This window comes from Ochrobactrum sp. Q0168 (genome assembly GCF_016427605.1).
In the GTDB taxonomy this organism is placed as follows: domain Bacteria; phylum Pseudomonadota; class Alphaproteobacteria; order Rhizobiales; family Rhizobiaceae; genus Brucella.
Genome location: NZ_JAELXQ010000001.1, coordinates 458,582 through 478,616, shown reverse-complemented (window position 1 = coordinate 478,616; position 20,035 = coordinate 458,582). Strand labels below are relative to the sequence as shown.

Sequence of the window (20,035 nt, the reverse complement as noted above, 5' to 3'; positions counted from 1 at the left end):
AAAATGGTGGCGGCTCCGGGGATCGGTATAGGAAACGATATAGCGATCATCGGAGCAGGGCCGGTGGCACTCTTCGCCGTATTCCAGCTTGGCCTGTTCGGGTTCAGATGTCAGCTTATCGACGCGCTTGATGGACCGGGCGGACAATGTTCTGTCTTTTACCCTGATAAGCCAATCTTCGATATTCCGGGTTTCCCAACGATCATGGGTGACGAGCTGGTGTCGCGGCTCCTAGAACAGATCGAACCTTACGAACCCAAATTTCATTATGGTCAGACCGTTACGGCGTTGGTACGCGCTGGAGATCGCCTTGTCCTGACGACGGACAACGATGCTTCATTTGCGGCTGACGCCGTAGTGATCGCTTCTGGTCTGGGGGCGTTCGGACCGGACGGTCAGATCGTTCGCCCCGATCCATTGGCCGAACTTGGCTTGGAGCGGGCAGGCAATGCGATTGCTGTTTCGCCCGAGAGCTTCGCAACATCACAGGCCGATATCTACGCGATTGGCGATGCCTGCCATTATCCGGGCAAACTGAAGCTGATCTTGTCCGGTTTTCATGAAGCCGCTCTCATGACGCAGGCCGTGCGCAAGAGATTACAGAAAGCCGGATCCCCGTAATCAGCGCGGCAGCTGGTTCATCTTTTCAAGACGATAGGTCAAAAGGCGCTCAAAACGCTTTTCAAAATTAATGGTCTCGACGCGGTCGAAGCGCTGCTGGGCTTCGTCATGCGCTTCCATGAGACGCGCAGTAACCTTGTCGATATCCTTGCGCAAAACAGCGCAGTCTGAGCGGGACGGCAGCGCGCGAATCTGGCGTTCCATCTCGCTGGCATGGCTGCGCGCGATGACGATATGGCTTTCCTCGTGACGGCGAATGTCCTGATAAAGCGTGTCCCAGATCAGTGCCAGTTCCGCTGTCGCCTTGCGGCGCTGCGCCCAGCGCGGCAGCGAGACTTTTGCGTGAACATTGACGTAAACGTCCTGCACCTTGCAGGCCTTGCCTGCTGCGCGGCCGTAACGGACTTTGGCGTCGAAGCGGATTTCCGCGGCGCCCGGATGATGTTGTCCTGTTTTCTTCAAAAAGGGGCCGCTGCGGGATAGCGCCTTATCGAGTTCCGCGGCTGTCTTGCCATTGATGGTGTAATATTTGAATTCACGGAAGATCGCTGCGGCGTCGGCCTGAGATGCAACGATTGCAAGAACTGCGCCAATAGCCAGAATCCGCTTTTTGAAAATCATATTCTGGCACCTTTTTTCTAAACTCTGAATAAACTCATATTTTGCCGTCGCAGCTTGGCATGCAAACGTCAAGAGAACTATAACGCTTTGGTTAAATGACATTCGGCCAGCTTGGTTGCATCGCGGGCCTTAATTAGCATCTATACAGGAATATCCGGAAATGGCGAAAATCTGGCATCTGGCTCACGGGCGTAGCCTTGAGTTCGGGGAAAAGTCCGTGATCATGGGCATTCTCAATGTCACGCCGGATTCCTTTTCCGATGGCGGGCATCATAGCGATTTCGAAACAGCGCTCGCTGCTGCCGGAAAGATGATCGAGGATGGCGCGACCATCATCGATGTTGGCGGAGAATCGACCAGACCCGGCGCAGAGAGTGTGGACGCAGCAACTGAACAGGGCCGCGTCGTTCCGGTTATCAAGGCGCTGACGGAACGTTTCGGCTGCATTATCTCGGTTGATACCTATCGGGCCTCAACCGCCAGGGTGGCAGTGGAGGCTGGCGCGCATATCGTCAACGACGTCTGGGGCTTGCAGCGCGAACCACATATTGCCGATGTTGCCCGCGACACCGGGGCGGGGCTTGTCATCATGCATACGACCCGCGACCGGGAAACTGATCCTGATGTGATCGAGGATCGCGCTGTCTTTCTGAACACGTCGCTGGAGATCGCGGCAGCGGCAGATATTGATCGATCCCGCATTGTTCTCGACCCGGGTTTCGGCTTCGGCAAGACTGTCGAAGACGACGTGGTTTTGATGGCGCGGATGGAGGAGTTGCAGCGTTTTGGCTATCCGTGGCTGGTCGGCACCTCCCGCAAACGCTTTGTGGGTGCGATCACAGGTGAGACCGATCCTCTGAAGCGTGATATAGCTACATCTGCGACTTCGGTGGCATTGCGACTGGCAGGAGCCGACATCTTTCGCGTTCACAATGTCGCTTTTAATAGAGACGCTCTTGCAGTTGCGGATGCTATCCTGCAAGTGAAACGCAGCGAGAATATGAGAAAGTGAAGCCGTGTACACGATCCGGATTATGAATTGCGCATTCTTTGCGCACCACGGCGTCTTCGACGAAGAACACAAACTCGGTCAGCGTTTTTATGTCGACGCCGTTCTGGATGTTGATCCGGGGAATGCGCTGGAAAGCGACGATATTGAAGGTACGGTCCATTATGGGACGGCTTTCACAGTGATCGAGGAAATTATCACCGGTCGCCAGCGTTATTTGATCGAGACGCTGGCGCTTGATGTCGCCAAGGCTCTGAGCAAGCGGTTTCCGCAGATTAAACGTGCGGAAATTACCGTCCGCAAGCCTAACGCTCCAGTGCCGGGCGTTCTTGATCATGTCGAAGTGACGGTGGTCTATCCCCAGTGAGTGCTGCCCCTGGACCTTATCGCGCCTGGCTTGGCCTTGGCGGGAATATTGATGATCCCGTTATTTCGATGGCCCAGGCGTTGCGCATGCTGGATGCGCGCGCCGATACAAACGTCGTGGCTGTTTCGTCTGTCTATCGCACTCCACCATGGGGAAAGACCGATCAAGCATGGTTTCACAATGCCTGCGCCGAGGTAAAAACCACGCTGGAACCGCTTCAACTTATTGAAACGTGTCTCGATGTGGAACGCTCGCTGAAACGTGTGCGGCTGGAGCGTTGGGGACCACGCATTATCGATATCGATATTCTTGCGATGCAAGATGCTGCCGGGCAGCCTGTTGCGATGGCGCTGCCGGAACTTCAGCTGCCGCATCCGCGTATGCAGGAGCGGGCCTTCGTTCTCGTACCGCTCAACGATATCGCACCGTCACTGAAGGTAGCCGGACGCACGGTTGCTGCGTGGAAAGCCGATGTGCCGTTATCCGAAATAGAAAAAGCCCGCACAGATGCGGGCTGGTGGAACCAATAAAACTGTAAAAATCAGTTCTTGGCGATGCTGCCGACAGCGACATTATCAATGCGCTTAAGGCTCATGCCGATGACCGGAACGAGTTCTTTTTCGACACGCACGGACACGGTGACATTCATCGTGTTCGGATCGGAAACACGAGCCAGCATGGCGCCGTTCAGCTGCTTGCGATTGAGGCCGAAAACCATCTTGTTACCGCTGACGGAACCCGACGTTACGTCGAGGCCTTTGCCTTCCGAACCGTCGTTGAACTTACCGGAATAACCGGAGCCGACACGGGTAACGGTCGCCTTCATAGGCTGCGAAAAGACACCGACGCGGCAGGTGCCATCCAGCGTCATGCCCACCGCATCATCCGGCGTGGAGCCAGCGAGATTGCAGACGAACTTGGTGCCCTTGTACTTGCCGGCAACGATTTCACCGGGGCCGGACCACTGGCCTTCGATCGTCTGGAAAAACTGCTTGTCCTTGTCTGCGGCCAGAACCGGCGCAGCGGAAAGCGAGACGGGCAGCAGCGTCAGGCAGGCAGCGATGCAATTCTTCATAGTCGGCTCTGTCCCGGAATTTGCGACCTCAACTGGACGCTATTCCTAATCATTGTTGGTCAGCATGTCACGACCGAATGTCGTGTCATACGCTGCAAAAAGCCGGAATGACCGGCAATATCAGAAACAATCGGACTGGGTGGGCAACATCGAAACAGGTTTGTGCCAAACGACCAGATCACTCGATTCTGATGCAGGATTTCTGTCTGCTAATAATCGTCTTGAATGGTTAACGCTTGGTTTTCATCGGGCTGAAAGTCGGTCTGTTTTCCCGAAAACTCATTGCTGTGTTTTACGCGCTGATGCCTTGTCGGGCTTCGATGCAGCGGCTCTATCGGAATTGACGCGGGCCAGATCCCCGATGAAATCGCTGACGCCGGGGCGTCTTTCGGCGTTGAACGGGAAGGGGCGCACGACGTCCATTGCCGCTATGCCGATCCGCGCTGTCATGAGGCCGTTGACCACGCCTTCGCCGAGTTTGGCCGACAGCCGCGACGCCAGACCCTGACCGACCAGCTGCTGGATCACGCTGTCGCCCATGGCAAGTGTGCCGGTGACGGCCAGATGGGCAAGAACGCGCCGTGCGAGCTTGATGAAGCCCAGTGTGCCCGGTCTGCCGCCATAAAGCTGCGACAGCCGGCGAATGAGCCGCGCCGATTCGAAAATCACATAGCCGATATCGACAAGCGCCCGCGGGCTGATCGCCGTCACAATCGATACGCGCTTCGATGCGTTGAGAATGAGGGCGCGCGCTTCACGGTCGAGCGGGCGCAAAATTTCCGTCTCCGCAAGCCGGATCAGGTCGCGCCCGTCGATAATGTCGTCGGTCAAGCTATCGAGGAGCTGTCCACGCGCCGTTTCCGGCAGATTGGCTGCAATGGCGCGCAAGTCATCGACAGCTTTGCGGGCGGCAGCCATATCGTCACGCTCGGCGGCGTCTGCTGCATCCTTGCGCAGATGCTGCACGGAGGCGAGCCGTCGCAGGGCTAGCAATTCCCGGGTGATGATGGCGATGAACGCGGCGAGGGCGACGAGCGCCACTGCCAGTGCGGTCCAGCCAAGCCAGTCGGCACGGGCGAATAGCGCCTGAATAAGGTCTTCCGTCCAGATGCCGATGGTGAAGGACACCAGAATACCCAAGGCGCCGGTCAGGATTTTTCCGAGCGACCATCCGCTGAACCAGCCTTTGCGTTTGGGCGCTTCGAAAGCTGGATCAAGGATTTCGAGTTCGGCGGCTTCTTCGTCGCTGAGTTCGAAAATATCGGGCTCCACGACGATCTGCTCCAGATCCTTGACGGCACGAGGTCGGCGTGGCGTCTCGTCTGGAGCTTCCGGGAGGGGTTTTGCGCGTGGCGGAGCATCAACCTTGAAGGAGGTCGGTTTGCGCGGTGTGTCATCGCTCATGCCAGACGATCTCCGATCAGGAACTGAAGGGCGCGGTCCAGCCTTATATGGGGGAGCGACAGCGTCACACCTTCGGCGGTGCGCTCAAGGCGCGGGGGGCGGAACCGTACGAAGCGAATGGCGGGATCATCCGGTGTGGAAACCTGTTCAAAAATCGCATTAGGATTCTTTGGCAAGTCACCGGGAAATATAGCCGTTTCTGTTTCGCCGTCGAATATCTCGCCATCGATACGCTCACCCTTGAGCGGTGTCCCGACGATGACGGGAAGAACCTCTTTTCCCTGTGTGACGGTCGCTTCCCGCGTTGCACGCACCGCAGCCATGGCCAGAACATCGATATCAGCGCCTGAAAAGTTAGCGCGCTCGATGGCGCGTTCCACAAGACGGCGGACAATCGCCTGCAAACGATCATGGCTTTCATGATGCAGATGGTCGGCCTTGGTTGCGGCTACCAGAACGCGCCCAATGCGGCGCTGGATAAAGCCGGTCAGCAGATTGGAGCGTCCGGGCCGGAAACAGGACAGAATGTCTGTCAGTGCACGTTCAAGGTCCGCGACCACTGCTCCCCCGGCATTCATGGCCTGCATCGCGTCGATCAGCACGATCTGGCGGTCCAGTCGCGCAATGTGTTCGCGAAAAAAGGGCTTTATGACATAGGTTCTATAGGCCTCGTAGCGCCGCTCCATCATGGCGGCGAGCGATCCGGCCTTAATGTCTTCCGGTGCAAGATTGGGCAGTGGTGCAAAGGTGAGCGCGGGAGAGCCGTCGAGATCGCCGGGCATCAGGAACCGTCCGGGTGGCAGGGTGGACAAGGCACGTTCGTCAGCCTTGCCTGCCCGCAGATAGGCGGTGAAGCTTTTTGCCAGCCGCTGCGCCGTCAATTCGTCCGCTTTTTCGGTCGGATCGACCGAGGCAGCTTCCGCCAACCAGGGCTGGGCCAGATCGATATGGGTCGGTTCGTTGGCGAGCGCGAAAGAATCCGCGCTGAATTCGGCATAGCTCTTGCCGAGCAGAGGCAGATCGAGCAGCCATTCACCCGGATAATCGACAATATCGACAGAAAGTCGTCCGGGCGACAGCCAGCGTCCCCATGCCGATGCGGTTTCATACTCAATAGTCAGGCGAAGCTGCGAAATGGCGCGCGTGGAATCCGGCCAGATGCGCTCATCGATAAGGGCCGAGAGATGTTCTTCATATTGAAAACGCGGAACAGCGTCGTCGGGCTGCGGCTCCAGAAGCGCTCGGGAAATCCGCCCCGACTTATAAGCTTCGAACATCGGCAGTCTGCCGCCATGAACAAGATTATGGACCAGTGCGGTGATGAAAACCGTTTTACCGGCGCGGGACAGGCCCGTCACACCGAGGCGCAGCGACGGAGAAAGAAGCCCGGTCGCACGTTCCGTCAATGTGTCCAGCGCGATTTTGGCTTCATCGCCGATACTGGTAAGCTTTGCCAATGATGTCCTCGCAGGGTGAGACCCAATTCACGCTATAAATAAGATGAGGAACCTGTTTCGCAAGAAGAGCGCGCGGCAGGCCCACTGTCCAGAGCTCATGGCTGCGGAAAACTTTCAAGAAATCCGTGTTCGCGGCTGAGATCGCTCAGCTTTTCTGGAAAGGATATGGTGGCGAGCGCGGCGGTGGGAAAACCCGCATGCAGCCGGTCGAGGCTGTCCGGGTCGCCTTTGGCGCACAATGCAAGCGCCAGATCTTCCATGCTCGGATTATGTCCGACCAGCATCAGCGTTTCGACATCGCCATGCGCGCGGATGGATCGGAGATATTCTGCCGCGCCGCCGCTATAGATTTCGTCGTCTATGATGGTTTCCACCTCCACGCCCAGTCTCGTCAGCAGGCCGGAGGCCGTTTCCCGTGTGCGGCAGGAACCGGACAGCACCACACGGTCAGGCACGAGGTCTGCTGCGCGCATCGCTTGGGCGAGCCGATCGAGCGCGGTCTGGCCTTCCACATCGAGCGGTCTGTCGTAATCCTTCATTCCGGGCTTTGCCCAGAGGGCTTTGGCATGTCGTAGGAGAAGCAATCGACTCATCATACCGTCCCGAACGTGGCTACACGGATGTTTTGCCATGATTTTCGTTAGAATGCGCGCTCGCTGTGCTGTGAGGTGTAATTTTCCACCGTTGCCTGACGTTGTTCACAGCGGATTTATGCCGATTTATTGGGCATGATAGAGCAACGAAATCTGAAATTGTGAATTCATGTTTCCCATTGCAATCTAAATTTAATCGCCGCCGTCATCCTGCAGACATAATGGGCGGCGTATCTATGGGACGCCTTATTTGCACAAATTTTTTGCAAATACACACAAAATTGATGCACTAAAAAGTAGTGGGATACGTTTCTTTGATGTTGTGTCGACTGGACGATGGACTTATATAACCGCACGCGTCTCCTAGATGTGGGGTGATTCAGAATGAGTGAATTAATCGACCTTGACTATAGGCCCACTGAAGACGAACCGTTCATGAATGAACGGCAGAAGTCTTACTTCCGAGCGAAACTGATCGCTTGGAAAAATGATATTCTGCGCGAAGCGCGTGAAACGCTTGATGCGCTACAGCAGGAAAATGCAAACCATCCCGATCTGGCGGATAGGGCATCCTCCGAAACGGACCGGGCAATTGAGCTTAGGGCTCGCGACAGACAGCGGAAGCTGATTTCCAAAATTGATGCGGCTTTGAGCCGAATTGACGAAGGCACGTATGGTTTCTGTGAAGAAACCGGCGAGCCCATCAGCCTGAAGCGTCTGGATGCACGCCCAATCGCGACATTGTCTATTGAGGCGCAGGAACGTCATGAGCGTCGTGAAAAAGTTTATCGCGACGATTAAGAACATAACGTTGGTTTGAGAAATTTCGAAGGCTGCGGGCAACCGCAGCCTTTTGTTTTGTATGTTCCTAAAACGAAAACGCCAGCGGCATAACCGCTGGCGCGTGGATGGCGAAACGACGAGCGCTCGTTTATGGGCGGGTTTCGTTTTTCGTCAGTTCGCCGAGAAGCTTTTCCATCTCATCTTCGATGTCATCCGAAGGCGTGTCGTCGGCTGCCGAGATGTCGAGCGAGCTCAAAAGTTCGTTCTCGAAGAAATCAGCTGTCAGATCCGTTTCCGATTCAGACGCTTCTTCCTTCACCGGCGCAGCTTCTGTTTCAAGATCGGCCATGATCGCGTCGTGCAATGCACCGCCCAGTCCTTCGAGGCCATCGTCTTCCGTTCCTGTTGCCGGTGTCGATTGAACCGGTGCTGCGACCGTCACTTCCGGCTCGACACGCTTCGGTTCGGCTATATTGGTAAAATCCGGCGTTACGGTGGACGAAACGGATGGGCTGGTTACATCAAGCGGCGGTGTAGGCGCGGTTGTTGGTGCGGAAGCCGGTTCACGCTCCGGCACGATGCTGCCGAGAGTTGCCGCGGCGACCGTTGCAGCAGCAGCGCCAGCTGTCGCGGCGGTGGTCCCCAAGTTCGACGTGGAACTGACTACGCCGCGCGATACCTGGCTAAGCGGATAGGCAGGATGAGCGCGTGCAGGCGGCTGCAAAGGCTGCGGCGGCTGGACTGGAAGCACGGTGCGGGGCTGCGGCGGATAATTTGGTGCGGGTCGCGGTTGCGGACGGTTCTGCGGTGCTGCCTGTACAGGTGGTGCGACCGGAGGGCGGGCAGGTGCCTGCGGGGCCGCGGGAGCAACAGTCGGTGCCAGTGGGGGGCGTGGCGACACACGTGGCGCAACAACCTGCGGGGCTTCCTGCCGAACGGGCTCTTCCTTCGGCGGTTCCGGCTTGCGATAGACCGGCGTCTCGATAGCCGAGCTGAGCTGGATCGCTTCATCCTTTTCCGGCGCTGATTCTGGCGCGGAGTTATGTGATGACAGAGCAGGGCGCTCGCTTACATCGCTGGCAATCGTCGCCTCGTGCTGGCGAAAGCGCTCGATATGTTCCGGCTCGATGCGCGAGGTCTGCACGCGGGCATGCGCACGTGATTCCATGACGATATTCTGTTCGCCCACCACATCGGTCGGTCCGCCGATGAGCAGCAGGTGCTCAACATCATCGCGTCGAATGAGAACCAACTTGCGGCGGCTATCCACCGCCGCGGCATCCATGACGGAAAGGCGGGGCTGGCGCGACCGCCCGTTCGATGTGAAGCTGCCGCCGCTGAAACGGCGGATAATACTCAAGACAACGAAAATTCCGCCGAGAATGATCGCAAATATAAGCACAAAGCCGACAATATTAGCCGCGCTTTCTCCAACGATGCCGCTGAGCCATTCCTTCATGCGGATACCCTCTTAAATTCACTATTCGAAAAACGCTGATGAAACGGAGATTGCGCATCCCCCGACATTCCGCATCATCGCGTAACTTGCATTTTCAGGACAGTAATTGAATTTGCAAGCCTTGGGAATGTTCCATTGAATTACGGGAAATCTATGATCCCCAACCAAAACAGTGAAAAACGCCCCAGTTTACACCGTTTCCGTGTAGCAACGCTTGTGCTGCTCGCCGATTAACGCATTCTGCGAATCGGATATACCCAGATGCATGGCGTTTCGCCCCACTGCGCGATCGTTTAGGAAGAACGCGTAAGGAAATGGGTGGCGACAGGATCGGATTGCTTAATGAGTGAAAAGACGTCTTGGCTGATTGAAACAATGCGCGGCGCAGTCGTTGCGTGCGGAGAACAGTCATGCAGCATGGAAGGTCGGTGGGCTTGATGTCTCGACAGACGGACAACGCATATCCGAAACCGCTCGTCACACCGAAGCGCAATTCCAGCGGCGCGCTGCGTCTGCTGATCGTCGGCCTCCTGCTGACCGGGCTGGCGGTTGTCTATTTCCTGTTTCGCGACCGGATCGGCGATGGCTTCGCGCTCATCCTGATGGGCATCCTATCTATGGTCGGCGTCTTCTATCTTCTGGGCGCGACCACAGGCCTCATACAGTTCAGCCAGCGGAAAGGCGGGCAGGATCTGGCGCGTTCCTTCATGGATTCGCAGCCGGAAGGCACGGTCATTTCCGATTCTCGCGGTCAGATCGTCTATGCCAATCAGGCCTATGCCAATATGACCGGCGTCGCCACTGCGGACGGCATCCGCTCGCTCGACAATGTTCTGACGGCGGAACCGGCAGCATCCGACGCGATCTACCGTCTTACAAATGCAGTGCGCGACGGTCTTTCTGGGCAGGAAGAAGTGAGGCTCTCCGGCGGGTTATCGCGCGAGGCGCACGGGTCTTTGGCTCCGGTCTGGTATCGGATCAAGGCTCGCCCCATCGAAGCAGGTCAGGATTACAAAGGCCCGCTCGTCGCGTGGCAGATTGCCGACATTTCGGAGGAACGCGCCGAACAGGAACGCTTCTTTCAGGAATTGCAGGAAGCGATCAACCATCTCGATCATGCACCGGCAGGCTTCTTCTCCGCCGATCCGTCGGGCCGCATCATCTATCTCAACGCCACTTTGGCGGAATGGCTGGGCGTGGATCTCACGGCCTTCACACCGGGTTCGTTGACGCTCAACGAGATCGTTGCGGGCAGCGGCATGGCACTTATCAAGGCCGTCAAGGCCGAACCTGGCACCAGCCGCAACACGGTGATCGATCTCGATCTCATCAAGCGCAACGGCCAGAGCCTCGCCGTGCGCTTTTATCATCGAGTGCAGGCGGCGCGCGACGGCACGCGCGGCACAAGCCGCACCATCGTTCTGGATCGTGCGGAGGGGGATGATTCATCCGCAGCGCTGCGTTCGGCGGAAGTGCGGTTCACGCGCTTCTTCAATTCCGCGCCGATGGCCATTGCCGCCGTCGATGCGCAAGGCCACACGCTGCGCACCAATGCGCGCTTCCTCGACATTTTCTCGTCAGTCGTGGATCGTGATTCCGTCGACCGGCGCGTGAAGCTCGAAAATGTCGTACACGAACGCGACCGCGAGGTTTTCACCAAGGCACTGGCTGCGGCCTTTGCCGGGCAGGCCAGCATTTCACCCGTCGACACGGTGCTTCCGGGCAATGAGGAACGGCATATTCGTTTCTATATGAGCCCGGTCAGTGATATGGGCGGGGAATCGTCGGAAGAAGCCGCAATCATTTCCGCCGTTGAAACGACGGAGCAGAAAGCGCTCGAAAACCAGATGGCGCAGAGCCAGAAAATGCAGGCTGTCGGTCAACTTGCCGGCGGCATCGCGCACGACTTCAACAATGTTCTGACGGCGATCATCATGTCCTCGGACCTGCTGTTGACCAATCATCGCGCATCTGATCCGTCTTTCCCGGACATCATGAACATCAAGCAGAACGCCAACCGCGCGGCTTCGCTTGTGCGCCAGCTGCTTGCGTTCTCGCGCCGCCAGACGCTGCGTCCGGAAGTGCTTGATCTCACCGATGTTCTGGCCGATCTGCGCATGTTGCTGGCGCGCCTTGTCGGCAAGGATATCGAACTCAAGATCGATCATGGTCGCGATTTGTGGCCGGTCAAAGCTGATCTGGGCCAGTTCGAACAGGTTGCCGTCAATCTCGCTGTCAATGCTCGCGATGCTATGCCGGAAGGCGGTGCAATCACGCTGCGGACCCGCAACGTGCCTGTCCATGAAGCGGCAAAGCTCAATTATCGCGATCTTCCAGAAGCCGACTATGTCGTCTTCGAGGTGGAAGACACCGGCACCGGCATTCCAGCCGATGTGCTGGAGAAGATTTTCGAGCCGTTCTTCACCACCAAGGAAGTGGGCAAGGGCACCGGTCTTGGCCTGTCGATGGTCTATGGCATCATCAAACAGACAGGCGGCTTCATCTATTGCGATTCCGAAGTCGGCAAGGGAACGACCTTCAAGATATTCCTGCCGCGCCTCATCGTGGAGACGAGCGCCGAAGACACGCCTGTTGCAGTCAAGGAAAAGAAGGTCGAAAAGGCAACCGACCTGTCCGGTTCCGCCACGGTTCTGCTCGTGGAAGACGAGGATGCCGTGCGTATGGGCGGCGTGCGCGCACTCCAGTCGCGCGGCTATACGGTGCATGAAGCGGCTTCCGGTGTGGAAGCGCTGGAAATCATGGAAGAGCTGGGCGGCGAGGTGGATATCGTCGTTTCCGACGTGGTTATGCCCGAAATGGACGGCCCGACACTGTTGCGTGAACTCCGCAAGACCTATCCGGATATCAAATTCGTATTTGTTTCCGGTTATGCGGAAGACGCTTTCGCCCGCAATCTGCCTGCGGACGCCAAGTTCGGCTTCCTGCCAAAGCCGTTCTCGCTCAAGCAGTTGGCGACGACTGTGAAGGAAATGCTGGAGAAGCAGGACTGATGGATTTGAGGTCGACGTTCCGGCAAGACAGTTATGGGTAGCCGCCGCATCGCGGTTTTCGGCGGCGGTCCGTCCGGACTGATTGCAGCCGAAAAACTATCCGCGCTCGGATACGCCGTGACCGTCTATGAGCAGATGCCGACCGTTGGACGGAAATTTCTGCTGGCTGGAAAATCCGGCCTCAACATTACCCATGCGGAAGATTTTGCGGTCTTCGCAACCCGTTTCGGCGCGGCCAATGCCCGGCTTCTACCAATGCTGCAAAACTTTGGGCCTCATGAATTGCGCGACTGGGCTGACGGGCTTGGCGCTGAAACCTTTGTGGGCTCCTCGGATCGGGTGTTTCCAAAGGCGATGAAAGCTTCACCGCTTCTGCGCGCGTGGGGCCGTCGTCTGGAAGCGCAAGGCGTGCGGGTGTTGACGCGCCATCGCTGGGTGGGCTTTGATGGCAATACTCCTGTTGTGGAAGCGGCCAATGGCCATGAAGCAGTGGAATGCGATGCTGCGCTGTTTGCTTTTGGCGGCGGAAGCTGGCCGAAACTCGGTTCAAATGGCGCCTGGGTCCCGCATTTTGCCGAGAAGGGCATTACGATTGCGCCGTTGCGCTCCGCAAATTGCGGGTTTGATGTCGCCTGGAGTGAGCATCTGGTGAGCCGTTTTGCAGGCGAGCCAGTCAAATCCGTCACCATCACGAGCGCTGCCGGTACGACTCAGGGCGAATTCGTTGTCACCAAGACGGGGGTCGAAGGCAGCCTTGTTTATGCTCATGCCGCAGCTTTGCGAGACGCCCTGGCGGCAAACGGGCAGGCTGATCTGGTGCTGGATCTTGCACCAGGGCGTAGTGTCCAGCGTCTGAAAGCTGATCTGGAACGGCACGACCGCAAGCTAAGCTTTGGCAATCTGTTGCGTAAGGGCGCTGGCCTGACCGGTGTGAAGGCAGCGCTTGTCGCGGAATTTCTACGGGATAAAAATCCTGATAAGCTCGCACACGCCATCAAGGCGCTGCACGTTCCGCTGCTGCGTACCCGACCGATCGAAGAAGTTATCTCTTCGGCTGGCGGTATCGTGTGGGATGAGATTGATCAGAAGCAGATGCTGCGGAAAATGCCCGGCATCTTTGTTGCGGGTGAAATGGCAGATTGGGAAGCGCCCACTGGGGGCTATCTTCTGACGGCCTGTTTCGCAATGGGCGTTGCCGCAGCCGAAGGTATCGACGGCTGGCTACAGCCGACCTGAGCAAATTTTAGAGCTATCTGGAAAATGGCGCACCCGACAGGATTCGAACCTGTGACCTCTGCCTTCGGAGGGCAGCACTCTATCCAGCTGAGCTACGGGTGCAAACTGGACGGCTGAAAGCCTGTTCTGCCGCGTTTCTAGCTGAACCTCGCAATCGCATCAATGACTTATTTTCATAAACCAAGCTAAATCTGACGCGAACTGCATGAAACGCCAGATGCTCCCGGACCGGTGGTTATTAACGAGCGGCTTCGGGACCTTTCACTGTCAATTCTTGGGGCTAAGATCGCCTGCATTTCAATTTTCTCGGCAGAAAAGTCTTTTCGTCTCGTTTCTATGAAGATTTGGACGCGCGGATAAGTTTCAGGATTCTACGCTAACGACAGAGCCAGTCCGTGCGGTTATCGTCAATCATCTAATAAAGGGCATCCGAAAACAATGTTCAAAGTGGCCGCTGCTATGTGGACGCTGGGGGATGTCCTTTGCATTTGAAGAATTGACATAAACCGGATGAGTATCGCGGGAGGTTTTTGTGAGCATCATCTTCAAATCTTCGAGTATATTTGCAGAACGTATGCCGACACGCCGGATTCTTGTTGCTGGCGGTGCGGGTTTCCTCGGATCGCATCTTTGCGAGCGGCTTCTGCGCGAAGGCAATTTCGTTATCTGCGTCGATAATTTTTCCACGGGGCGTATCGAAAACCTGCGCAATCTGCTGCGTTATGACACATTCAGCTTCGTTCGCCATGACATTGTGCATCCGCTCGATCTGCCGGTTGATGAAATCTACAATCTGGCATGCCCGGCTTCGCCGCCGCATTATCAGGCCGATCCGGTGCACACCATGAAGACGAGCGTTATCGGCTCGCTCAATCTGCTGGAACTGGCCGCCCATTATCAGGCACGGATTTTTCAGGCTTCGACATCTGAAGTCTATGGTGATCCCCAGGTGCATCCGCAGCCGGAATCCTATTGGGGCAACGTCAATTCGTTTGGTCCGCGCTCCTGTTATGACGAGGGCAAACGGTCGGCTGAAACCCTGTTCTACGATTTCCATAAGCAATACGGCGTCGATATTCGCATCGTGCGTATCTTCAACACCTATGGTCCGCGCATGCGCCCGGATGATGGCCGCGTCGTATCCAACTTCATCGTGCAAGCCCTCAAGGGCGATGACATCACCATCTACGGCGATGGCTCCCAGACGCGTTCCTTCTGCTATGTCGATGATCTCATCGAAGGCTTCTGCCGCTTGATGGGCAGTCAGCCTGCCATTCACACGCCGGTTAATCTCGGCAATCCCGGCGAATTCACGGTGCGTGAACTGGCAGAACAGATCATAGCTTTGACCGGTTCGTCATCGCGGATTGTACAACGTCCGCTGCCAACCGATGACCCGCGTCAGCGTCGCCCGGACATCACCGTTGCCAAGCGCGAGCTTGGCTGGGAACCGGCGATTGCCCTCACCGAAGGGCTGAAGTCGACGATTTCCTACTTTGAGCGCCAGCTGGTCCGACCTTCGGGAGAGCTTGTTGAGGTGGCATGATGACCAGGCGAAACGTACTCGTTGCCGGCGGTGCTGGCTTTATCGGTAGCCATACGGCCAAGCTTTTGGCCGGGCACGGATTTTCCCCGGTCGTCTATGACAATCTGTCGACCGGTCACAAGGCATCGGTACGTTGGGGCGAATTCGTCGAAGGCGATATTCTCTCGCAGGAAAAGCTCATCGCAGCGATTGAGACCTATGATCCTGTTGCAGTCATTCATTTTGCGGCTTCGGCCTATGTCGGTGAATCCGTCACCGACCCAGCCAAATATTACCAGAACAATGTCTGCGGCACGCAATCGCTTCTGGAAGCTTGCCGTTTGACGGGCGGTCGTCCGATCATCTTCTCATCCAGCTGCGCGACCTATGGCATTCCGGATCGCCTGCCGATCCGCGAAGGCGAGGTGCAGCGTCCGATCAATCCTTATGGGCGAACCAAGCTGATCGCAGAACATATGCTTGCCGATTATTCGACAGCCTATGGGATGCGTTATGCGGCGCTGCGTTATTTCAACGCGTGCGGCGCGGATATCGACGGGGAACTGGGCGAAAAGCACGATCCCGAAACGCATCTTATCCCGCGCGCCATGCTGGCGGCTGCGGGAAGCGCTGATGTGCTTGAAGTTTTCGGCGATGATTACGATACGCCGGACGGCACCTGCATTCGCGACTATATCCATGTAGTCGATCTGGCGCGGGCCCATGTACTGGCTGTCGAACATCTGGTGAATGGCGGCGGTAATCTGATTCTCAATCTTGGAACCGGGCGCGGCACGTCAATCAAGGAAATCGTCGATGCCATCGGGCGGGTGACGGGACGTCAAGTGCCGGTCGAAATGCGCGCACGCCGGGCAGGTGATCCGCCAGTACTCTACGCTGACCCGGCTGAAGCTGCAGAAAAGCTAGGCTTCAGGACACTTCATTCCGATCTCGATACGATTATTCGTACCGCTGCTCCGTTCTTCGGTCTGGAGGCGCGATCATGAAAACGCCTCGGGTCGCTCCTGTCGCAGATAATCAGGAACCATTGCTGACGCCGATTTTCACGGGCCGCAAGCGGGTGGAATATATCATCGGCATCACCGCATGGGCCATGGCTATCGCCTATTTCTGGCAATGGTGGCTGATCAGCGCCGAGCACGTCCACCTCGTTGGTTCTATTCTGGTCACGGCGCTGCTGGCCTGGGTGACCATACTGCCGCTTTATTTCATCCTGATCTTTTTTCATGCCTCGCGACCGACGGGCTCGCTGCGACTGCCGGAAGGCAGCCGGGTTGCAATGGTGGTTACCAAGGCACCATCCGAGCCGTTTGAAGTGGTGGCGGAAACCTTGCTGGCCATGTTGGCGCAGACCGTGCCACACGATACCTGGCTTGCGGACGAAGACCCGTCGCCATCCACGCTGGCTTGGTGCCGCGAACATGGCGTATTCGTATCGACGCGCAAGGGACGTGCAGACTATCACCGGCAGACATGGCCGCGCCGTACACGCTGCAAGGAAGGCAATCTCGCATTCTTCTACGATCATTACGGTTATGACCGTTATGACTTCGTATCGCAGCTCGACGCCGATCATGTGCCGGAGCCCGATTATCTCTACAATATTCTGCGTCCGTTCGCGGACCCAGCAGTCGGGTATGTTTCAGCACCGAGCATCTGCGACCGAAATGCGCATGAAAGCTGGTCGGCACGCGGACGCCTTTATGTCGAGGCGAGCATGCATGGCTCCCTGCAGGCCGGTTACAATGGCGGCTTTGCCCCGCTCTGCATCGGCTCGCATTATGCAGTGCGGACGGCTGCGCTAAGGGAAATCGGCGGTCTTGGACCAGAGCCGGCCGAAGATCACTCGACCACGCTTTTCATGAACGCTCATGGCTGGCGCGGTGTCCATGCCCTGGATGCCATCGCGCATGGCGACGGTCCACGGACGTTCGGCGATCTGGTAACACAGGAGTTTCAGTGGTCGCGCAGTCTGGTGATGCTGCTGTTGCAGTATACGCCGAAGCTGATTGGTCGCCTGCCGCTGCGTCTCAAGTTCCAGTTTCTGTTTTCGCAGCTGTGGTATCCACTCTACGCCTTCTTTCTGCTGCTGGGTTTCCTGCTGCCCATCATCATTCTGGTTTCCGGCGACAATTTCGTCAGCGTGACTTATCCCGACTTTCTGCTCCATTTCCTGCCGCAGTCGGTCATGATGCTGTTGCTGGCGTTGTGGTGGCGGTCAAGCAAGACCTTCCGTCCTGTCGACGCCAAGGTATTCAGCTGGGAAGCCACATTGTTTCTGCTCGCACGGTGGCCGTGGGCCATGGCGGGAACACTCGCTGCGATCCGCGACTGGATGACCGGTTCATTCGTTGATTTTCGTGTCACGCCCAAAGGCGCTTCGGAAGTCGATCCGGTTCCGTTTCGTCTGCTGGCGCCCTATGGCCTGATCGCGCTGCTTTCCATCCTGCCGGTTTTGCTGGTGCAGGACGCGGCCCAGATACGCGGCTTCTACGCATTCTCGATCATCAACACATGCGCCTATCTCATGTTGATGGTGGTCATCATCGTGCAGCACGCCCGCGAAAACAAGGTGCGTGCGAAGAGCGGGTTCTACCGCTCTGCCTTGGCCAGCAGCTTCATGGTGCTCGTGGCTGTGACAGGTATCACCACTGCCGAACGCGGACGCGATGGCATCGAAGCGCTGGCCTGGGGCACGAAGAGTTTCACCCTGTTTGAAGACCGGTTCTCAGTCGCTGGAGCAGGCGTCGGCGGGCGAGATGTTCACAGAACGATATTCAACCCACGTTGGCGTGAGACACCGTCCAATGGGTCCAACAACGAAAACAACTAGCGAAGAGGCGGGACTTATTATGAAGATCGCTGTGATTGGAACGGGTTATGTCGGTTTGGTCAGCGGCACCTGCTTCGCTGCCTGGGGACATGAGGTCGTCTGCGTGGACAAGGATGCGCAGAAGATAACGGGACTGGAACGCGGCGTTGTGCCTATTTACGAACCGGGGCTGGACGAACTGGTCGAACGCAACTTTGCCTTCGGCCGTCTCAGCTTCACCTGCAATCTGGCCGAAGCCGTCAAAGGCGCTGAGCTTGTGCTCATCGCCGTCGGCACGCCTGCACGGGCTGGCCATGGCGATGCGGACCTGTCTTTCGTCTATATGGCGGCGCGTGAACTTGCGCCGCTCATTGATGACAACACGGTTGTTGTGGTGAAATCCACCGTTCCGGTCGGGACCGGCGATGTGGTGCAGAAGATCATCGGCTCTGTGCGCAAGCCCGGCACATTCTCGGTTGCATCCAATCCGGAGTTTCTGCGCGAAGGCGTCGCCATTCGTGATTTTCTGGAACCCGACCGCGTCGTGATCGGCGTGGAGGACGAGCGCGCACGCAAGCTTCTGGTCGCGCTTTATAGCGCGGCGCTCGAAGCAAACCAGACGCCCATCGTGGTGACGCAGCGCCGCACCTCCGAACTGATCAAATATGCGGCGAATGCTTTCCTCGCCACCAAGATCACCTTCATCAACGAACTCGCCGATCTTTGCGAGGAAGTTGGAAGCGACGTTTCTGATCTGGCTTTGGGCATGGGGCTGGACAAGCGGATCGGTACCAGTTTTCTGAATGCTGGTCCCGGCTATGGCGGCTCCTGTTTTCCGAAGGATACGATTGCGTTGCTGCGCACCGCGCAGGACCATGGCGTAGCTCTGCGTCTGGTCGAGGAAACCGTGACAGCCAATGAAGCGCGCAAGCGCCGCATGGCGCTGAAGGTCATGGATGCGCTTGGCGGCGATATCGAGGGTCGAACCATTGCCGTGCTCGGGCTGACATTCAAGCCCGATACGGACGATATGCGCGATGCGCCGTCCATTCCGCTGATCGAAACCTTGCAGCGTTTTGGCGCCCGTATTCAGGCGCATGATCCGGTCGGCATCGAAAATGCACGTCGCATCCTCGGCGATGTGGAGTTTTGCGAGAACGCCTATGACTGTGTGGCCGATGCCGACGCCGCCGTTGTCGTGACCGAATGGGACAGCATCCGCAAGCTCGACCTCGTTCGCATGAAGCGGCTGATGCACCAGCCTGTTCTCGTCGATCTCAGAAATGTCTTTTCCCGGGCGATGGCCGAAAGGCTTGGCTTTCGTGTTTCGACCATCGGTCGCCCCGTTCATCTGCGGCAGGAAATAAAACCAACAAACTTGCTGCCGCAGGCGCGCGTCCGCCAACCACAAGAACCCCAGGCGGGCGCGCGCAATCTTAAAATTGTGGGAGGATCAAATGAAACTATCGATGTTTGATGCTGGCCGCTCTCTTAACCGCCGGAGCAAGCTGGCTCTGGCATTTGTGGCACTGACGGCTGCCATGACGGGTCTCGCGGCAGGCGCCAACGATGCAGCCACCATGCCGGGCGATAATATTCCCGCCGGGACGCGCGTGATGACGCCGTTTGAAATCTATGTGCTCTACCGCGACAAAAACTGGCAGTGGACCGACGGTTCCGGCCAGATGGTGAGTACGGATCGCCGTTTTACGGCGCGCGTCGATGGCGAGAAGGGCAAAGCCTGGGCGGAAGGTCGCTGGATGATTACCGAGACCGGGCGGATGTGCTTCAAGGCTGACTGGCACACCGAAAAGGGCAAGTTTCCGGTGAAGACATGCTTTTCGCACCGTATCGGCGATGGTGTGGTCTATCAGAAGCGCGAGCCCGACGGCGTCTGGTATGTCTTCCGTCACGCAGATGGTCGTGCGGACGACGAGGCGCGCAAGCTTATTTCGATCAGTCTTTCAACGGAACAAAAGAATGGCGAATTGAAAGCGGACGCAGAAATTCCGCAAACGCCAAAACAATAGAAGGGAGGGGG

Annotated in this window: 18 protein-coding genes and 1 tRNA gene; 12 read left to right on the top strand and 7 right to left on the bottom strand. The window is 57.2% G+C overall.

Annotation, left to right across the window (positions count from 1 at the left end; translation table 11 throughout):
- Positions 1–3 precede the first annotated feature (3 nt).
- A complete protein-coding gene (locus tag JAU75_RS02325) occupies positions 4–621 on the top strand; it encodes an NAD(P)/FAD-dependent oxidoreductase (RefSeq protein ID WP_199054255.1) in 618 nt (205 codons plus the stop codon).
- Here the strand turns inward: JAU75_RS02325 and JAU75_RS02320 are convergent, their stop codons facing one another.
- A complete protein-coding gene (locus JAU75_RS02320) occupies positions 622–1,242 on the bottom strand; it encodes a DUF922 domain-containing protein (protein ID WP_199054254.1) in 621 nt (206 codons plus the stop codon).
- A gap of 160 nt (positions 1,243–1,402) precedes the next feature.
- Between JAU75_RS02320 and folP the strand changes: the two genes are divergently transcribed.
- Genes folP through folK form a run of 3 tightly spaced genes read left to right on the top strand, consistent with a single transcriptional unit; the run spans position 1,403 to position 3,148 of the window.
- Positions 1,403–2,254 (top strand): dihydropteroate synthase, encoded by an 852-nt coding sequence (gene folP / locus JAU75_RS02315; RefSeq protein WP_199054253.1) that lies wholly within the window; start codon positions 1,403–1,405, stop codon positions 2,252–2,254.
- Between the two features lie 4 nt (positions 2,255–2,258).
- Positions 2,259–2,618, top strand: a complete 360-nt coding sequence (folB, locus tag JAU75_RS02310; RefSeq protein ID WP_199054252.1) for a dihydroneopterin aldolase — start codon at positions 2,259–2,261, stop codon at positions 2,616–2,618.
- Entirely contained in the window at positions 2,615–3,148 is a 534-nt protein-coding gene (gene folK / locus JAU75_RS02305; protein WP_199054251.1) for a 2-amino-4-hydroxy-6-hydroxymethyldihydropteridine diphosphokinase, read from the top strand. The genes folB and folK overlap by 4 nt, the downstream gene beginning before the upstream one ends.
- An 11-nt stretch (positions 3,149–3,159) precedes the next feature.
- Here the strand turns inward: folK and JAU75_RS02300 are convergent, their stop codons facing one another.
- The 4 genes from JAU75_RS02300 to JAU75_RS02285 form a co-directional block, all read right to left on the bottom strand.
- Positions 3,160–3,693, bottom strand: a complete 534-nt coding sequence (locus JAU75_RS02300; protein ID WP_199054249.1) for a hypothetical protein — start codon at positions 3,691–3,693, stop codon at positions 3,160–3,162.
- A 279-nt stretch (positions 3,694–3,972) separates the two neighbouring features.
- The gene (locus JAU75_RS02295) at positions 3,973–5,097 is read right to left on the bottom strand and encodes a TIGR01620 family protein (protein WP_199054247.1); all 1,125 of its coding nucleotides are present in this window, start codon (positions 5,095–5,097) and stop codon (positions 3,973–3,975) included.
- The gene (locus tag JAU75_RS02290; protein WP_199054244.1) at positions 5,094–6,554 is read right to left on the bottom strand and encodes a YcjX family protein; all 1,461 of its coding nucleotides are present in this window, start codon (positions 6,552–6,554) and stop codon (positions 5,094–5,096) included. Before JAU75_RS02290 ends, JAU75_RS02295 begins: the two co-directional genes overlap by 4 nt.
- 95 nt (positions 6,555–6,649) lie before the next feature.
- Entirely contained in the window at positions 6,650–7,147 is a 498-nt protein-coding gene (locus tag JAU75_RS02285; protein WP_199054242.1) for a histidine phosphatase family protein, read from the bottom strand.
- A gap of 384 nt (positions 7,148–7,531) precedes the next feature.
- On the opposite strand from JAU75_RS02285, the gene dksA reads away from it, so the two are divergent.
- The gene (dksA, locus tag JAU75_RS02280) at positions 7,532–7,948 is read left to right on the top strand and encodes an RNA polymerase-binding protein DksA (protein ID WP_119041654.1); all 417 of its coding nucleotides are present in this window, start codon (positions 7,532–7,534) and stop codon (positions 7,946–7,948) included.
- Positions 7,949–8,078: 130 nt separating this feature from the next.
- On the opposite strand, the gene JAU75_RS02275 is transcribed toward dksA, so the two are convergent.
- Entirely contained in the window at positions 8,079–9,389 is a 1,311-nt protein-coding gene (locus tag JAU75_RS02275) for a flagellar biosynthetic protein FliO (protein WP_199054241.1), read from the bottom strand.
- Positions 9,390–9,826: 437 nt separating this feature from the next.
- Between JAU75_RS02275 and cckA the strand changes: the two genes are divergently transcribed.
- Together cckA and JAU75_RS02265 are read left to right on the top strand one after the other, a co-directional pair.
- Complete coding sequence (gene cckA / locus JAU75_RS02270; RefSeq protein WP_199054240.1) at positions 9,827–12,400, top strand: cell cycle histidine kinase CckA; 2,574 nt, start codon at positions 9,827–9,829, stop codon at positions 12,398–12,400.
- A 33-nt stretch (positions 12,401–12,433) separates the two neighbouring features.
- Entirely contained in the window at positions 12,434–13,636 is a 1,203-nt protein-coding gene (locus JAU75_RS02265; RefSeq protein ID WP_199054239.1) for a TIGR03862 family flavoprotein, read from the top strand.
- A gap of 25 nt (positions 13,637–13,661) precedes the next feature.
- Here the strand turns inward: JAU75_RS02265 and JAU75_RS02260 are convergent.
- Positions 13,662–13,738 (bottom strand) — tRNA-Arg (locus JAU75_RS02260).
- Positions 13,739–14,168: 430 nt separating this feature from the next.
- Here JAU75_RS02260 and JAU75_RS02255 point away from each other — a divergent pair.
- Genes JAU75_RS02255 through JAU75_RS02235 form a run of 5 tightly spaced genes read left to right on the top strand, consistent with a single transcriptional unit; the run spans position 14,169 to position 20,024 of the window.
- On the top strand, positions 14,169–15,182 hold the full coding sequence (locus tag JAU75_RS02255; RefSeq protein WP_371836098.1) for a UDP-glucuronic acid decarboxylase family protein: 1,014 nt from the start codon (positions 14,169–14,171) through the stop codon (positions 15,180–15,182).
- On the top strand, positions 15,182–16,168 hold the full coding sequence (gene galE / locus JAU75_RS02250) for a UDP-glucose 4-epimerase GalE (RefSeq protein WP_199054238.1): 987 nt from the start codon (positions 15,182–15,184) through the stop codon (positions 16,166–16,168). The genes JAU75_RS02255 and galE overlap by 1 nt, the downstream gene beginning before the upstream one ends.
- The gene (locus tag JAU75_RS02245) at positions 16,165–18,015 is read left to right on the top strand and encodes a glycosyltransferase family 2 protein (protein WP_199054237.1); all 1,851 of its coding nucleotides are present in this window, start codon (positions 16,165–16,167) and stop codon (positions 18,013–18,015) included. The genes galE and JAU75_RS02245 overlap by 4 nt, the downstream gene beginning before the upstream one ends.
- Positions 18,016–18,034: 19 nt before the next feature.
- The gene (locus JAU75_RS02240; RefSeq protein WP_199054236.1) at positions 18,035–19,471 is read left to right on the top strand and encodes a UDP-glucose/GDP-mannose dehydrogenase family protein; all 1,437 of its coding nucleotides are present in this window, start codon (positions 18,035–18,037) and stop codon (positions 19,469–19,471) included.
- A complete protein-coding gene (locus tag JAU75_RS02235) occupies positions 19,452–20,024 on the top strand; it encodes a DUF995 domain-containing protein (protein WP_199054234.1) in 573 nt (190 codons plus the stop codon). The genes JAU75_RS02240 and JAU75_RS02235 overlap by 20 nt, the downstream gene beginning before the upstream one ends.
- Positions 20,025–20,035: the final 11 nt, after the last annotated feature.

Bases quoted from the DNA above. Each gene is read 5' to 3' on its own strand.
- JAU75_RS02300 (WP_199054249.1), bottom strand. From the start codon at position 3,693: ATGAAGAATTGCATCGCTGCCTGCCTGACGCTGCTGCCCGTCTCGCTT.
- JAU75_RS02240 (WP_199054236.1), top strand. From the start codon at position 18,035: ATGAAGATCGCTGTGATTGGAACGGGTTATGTCGGTTTGGTCAGCGGC.
- galE (WP_199054238.1), top strand. From the start codon at position 15,182: ATGACCAGGCGAAACGTACTCGTTGCCGGCGGTGCTGGCTTTATCGGT.
- JAU75_RS02325 (WP_199054255.1), top strand. From the start codon at position 4: ATGGTGGCGGCTCCGGGGATCGGTATAGGAAACGATATAGCGATCATC.
- JAU75_RS02235 (WP_199054234.1), top strand. From the start codon at position 19,452: ATGAAACTATCGATGTTTGATGCTGGCCGCTCTCTTAACCGCCGGAGC.
- JAU75_RS02320 (WP_199054254.1), bottom strand. From the start codon at position 1,242: ATGATTTTCAAAAAGCGGATTCTGGCTATTGGCGCAGTTCTTGCAATC.
- dksA (WP_119041654.1), top strand. From the start codon at position 7,532: ATGAGTGAATTAATCGACCTTGACTATAGGCCCACTGAAGACGAACCG.
- JAU75_RS02265 (WP_199054239.1), top strand. From the start codon at position 12,434: ATGGGTAGCCGCCGCATCGCGGTTTTCGGCGGCGGTCCGTCCGGACTG.
- JAU75_RS02275 (WP_199054241.1), bottom strand. From the start codon at position 9,389: ATGAAGGAATGGCTCAGCGGCATCGTTGGAGAAAGCGCGGCTAATATT.
- JAU75_RS02245 (WP_199054237.1), top strand. From the start codon at position 16,165: ATGAAAACGCCTCGGGTCGCTCCTGTCGCAGATAATCAGGAACCATTG.
- JAU75_RS02295 (WP_199054247.1), bottom strand. From the start codon at position 5,097: ATGAGCGATGACACACCGCGCAAACCGACCTCCTTCAAGGTTGATGCT.
- cckA (WP_199054240.1), top strand. From the start codon at position 9,827: ATGTCTCGACAGACGGACAACGCATATCCGAAACCGCTCGTCACACCG.
- folP (WP_199054253.1), top strand. From the start codon at position 1,403: ATGGCGAAAATCTGGCATCTGGCTCACGGGCGTAGCCTTGAGTTCGGG.
- JAU75_RS02285 (WP_199054242.1), bottom strand. From the start codon at position 7,147: ATGAGTCGATTGCTTCTCCTACGACATGCCAAAGCCCTCTGGGCAAAG.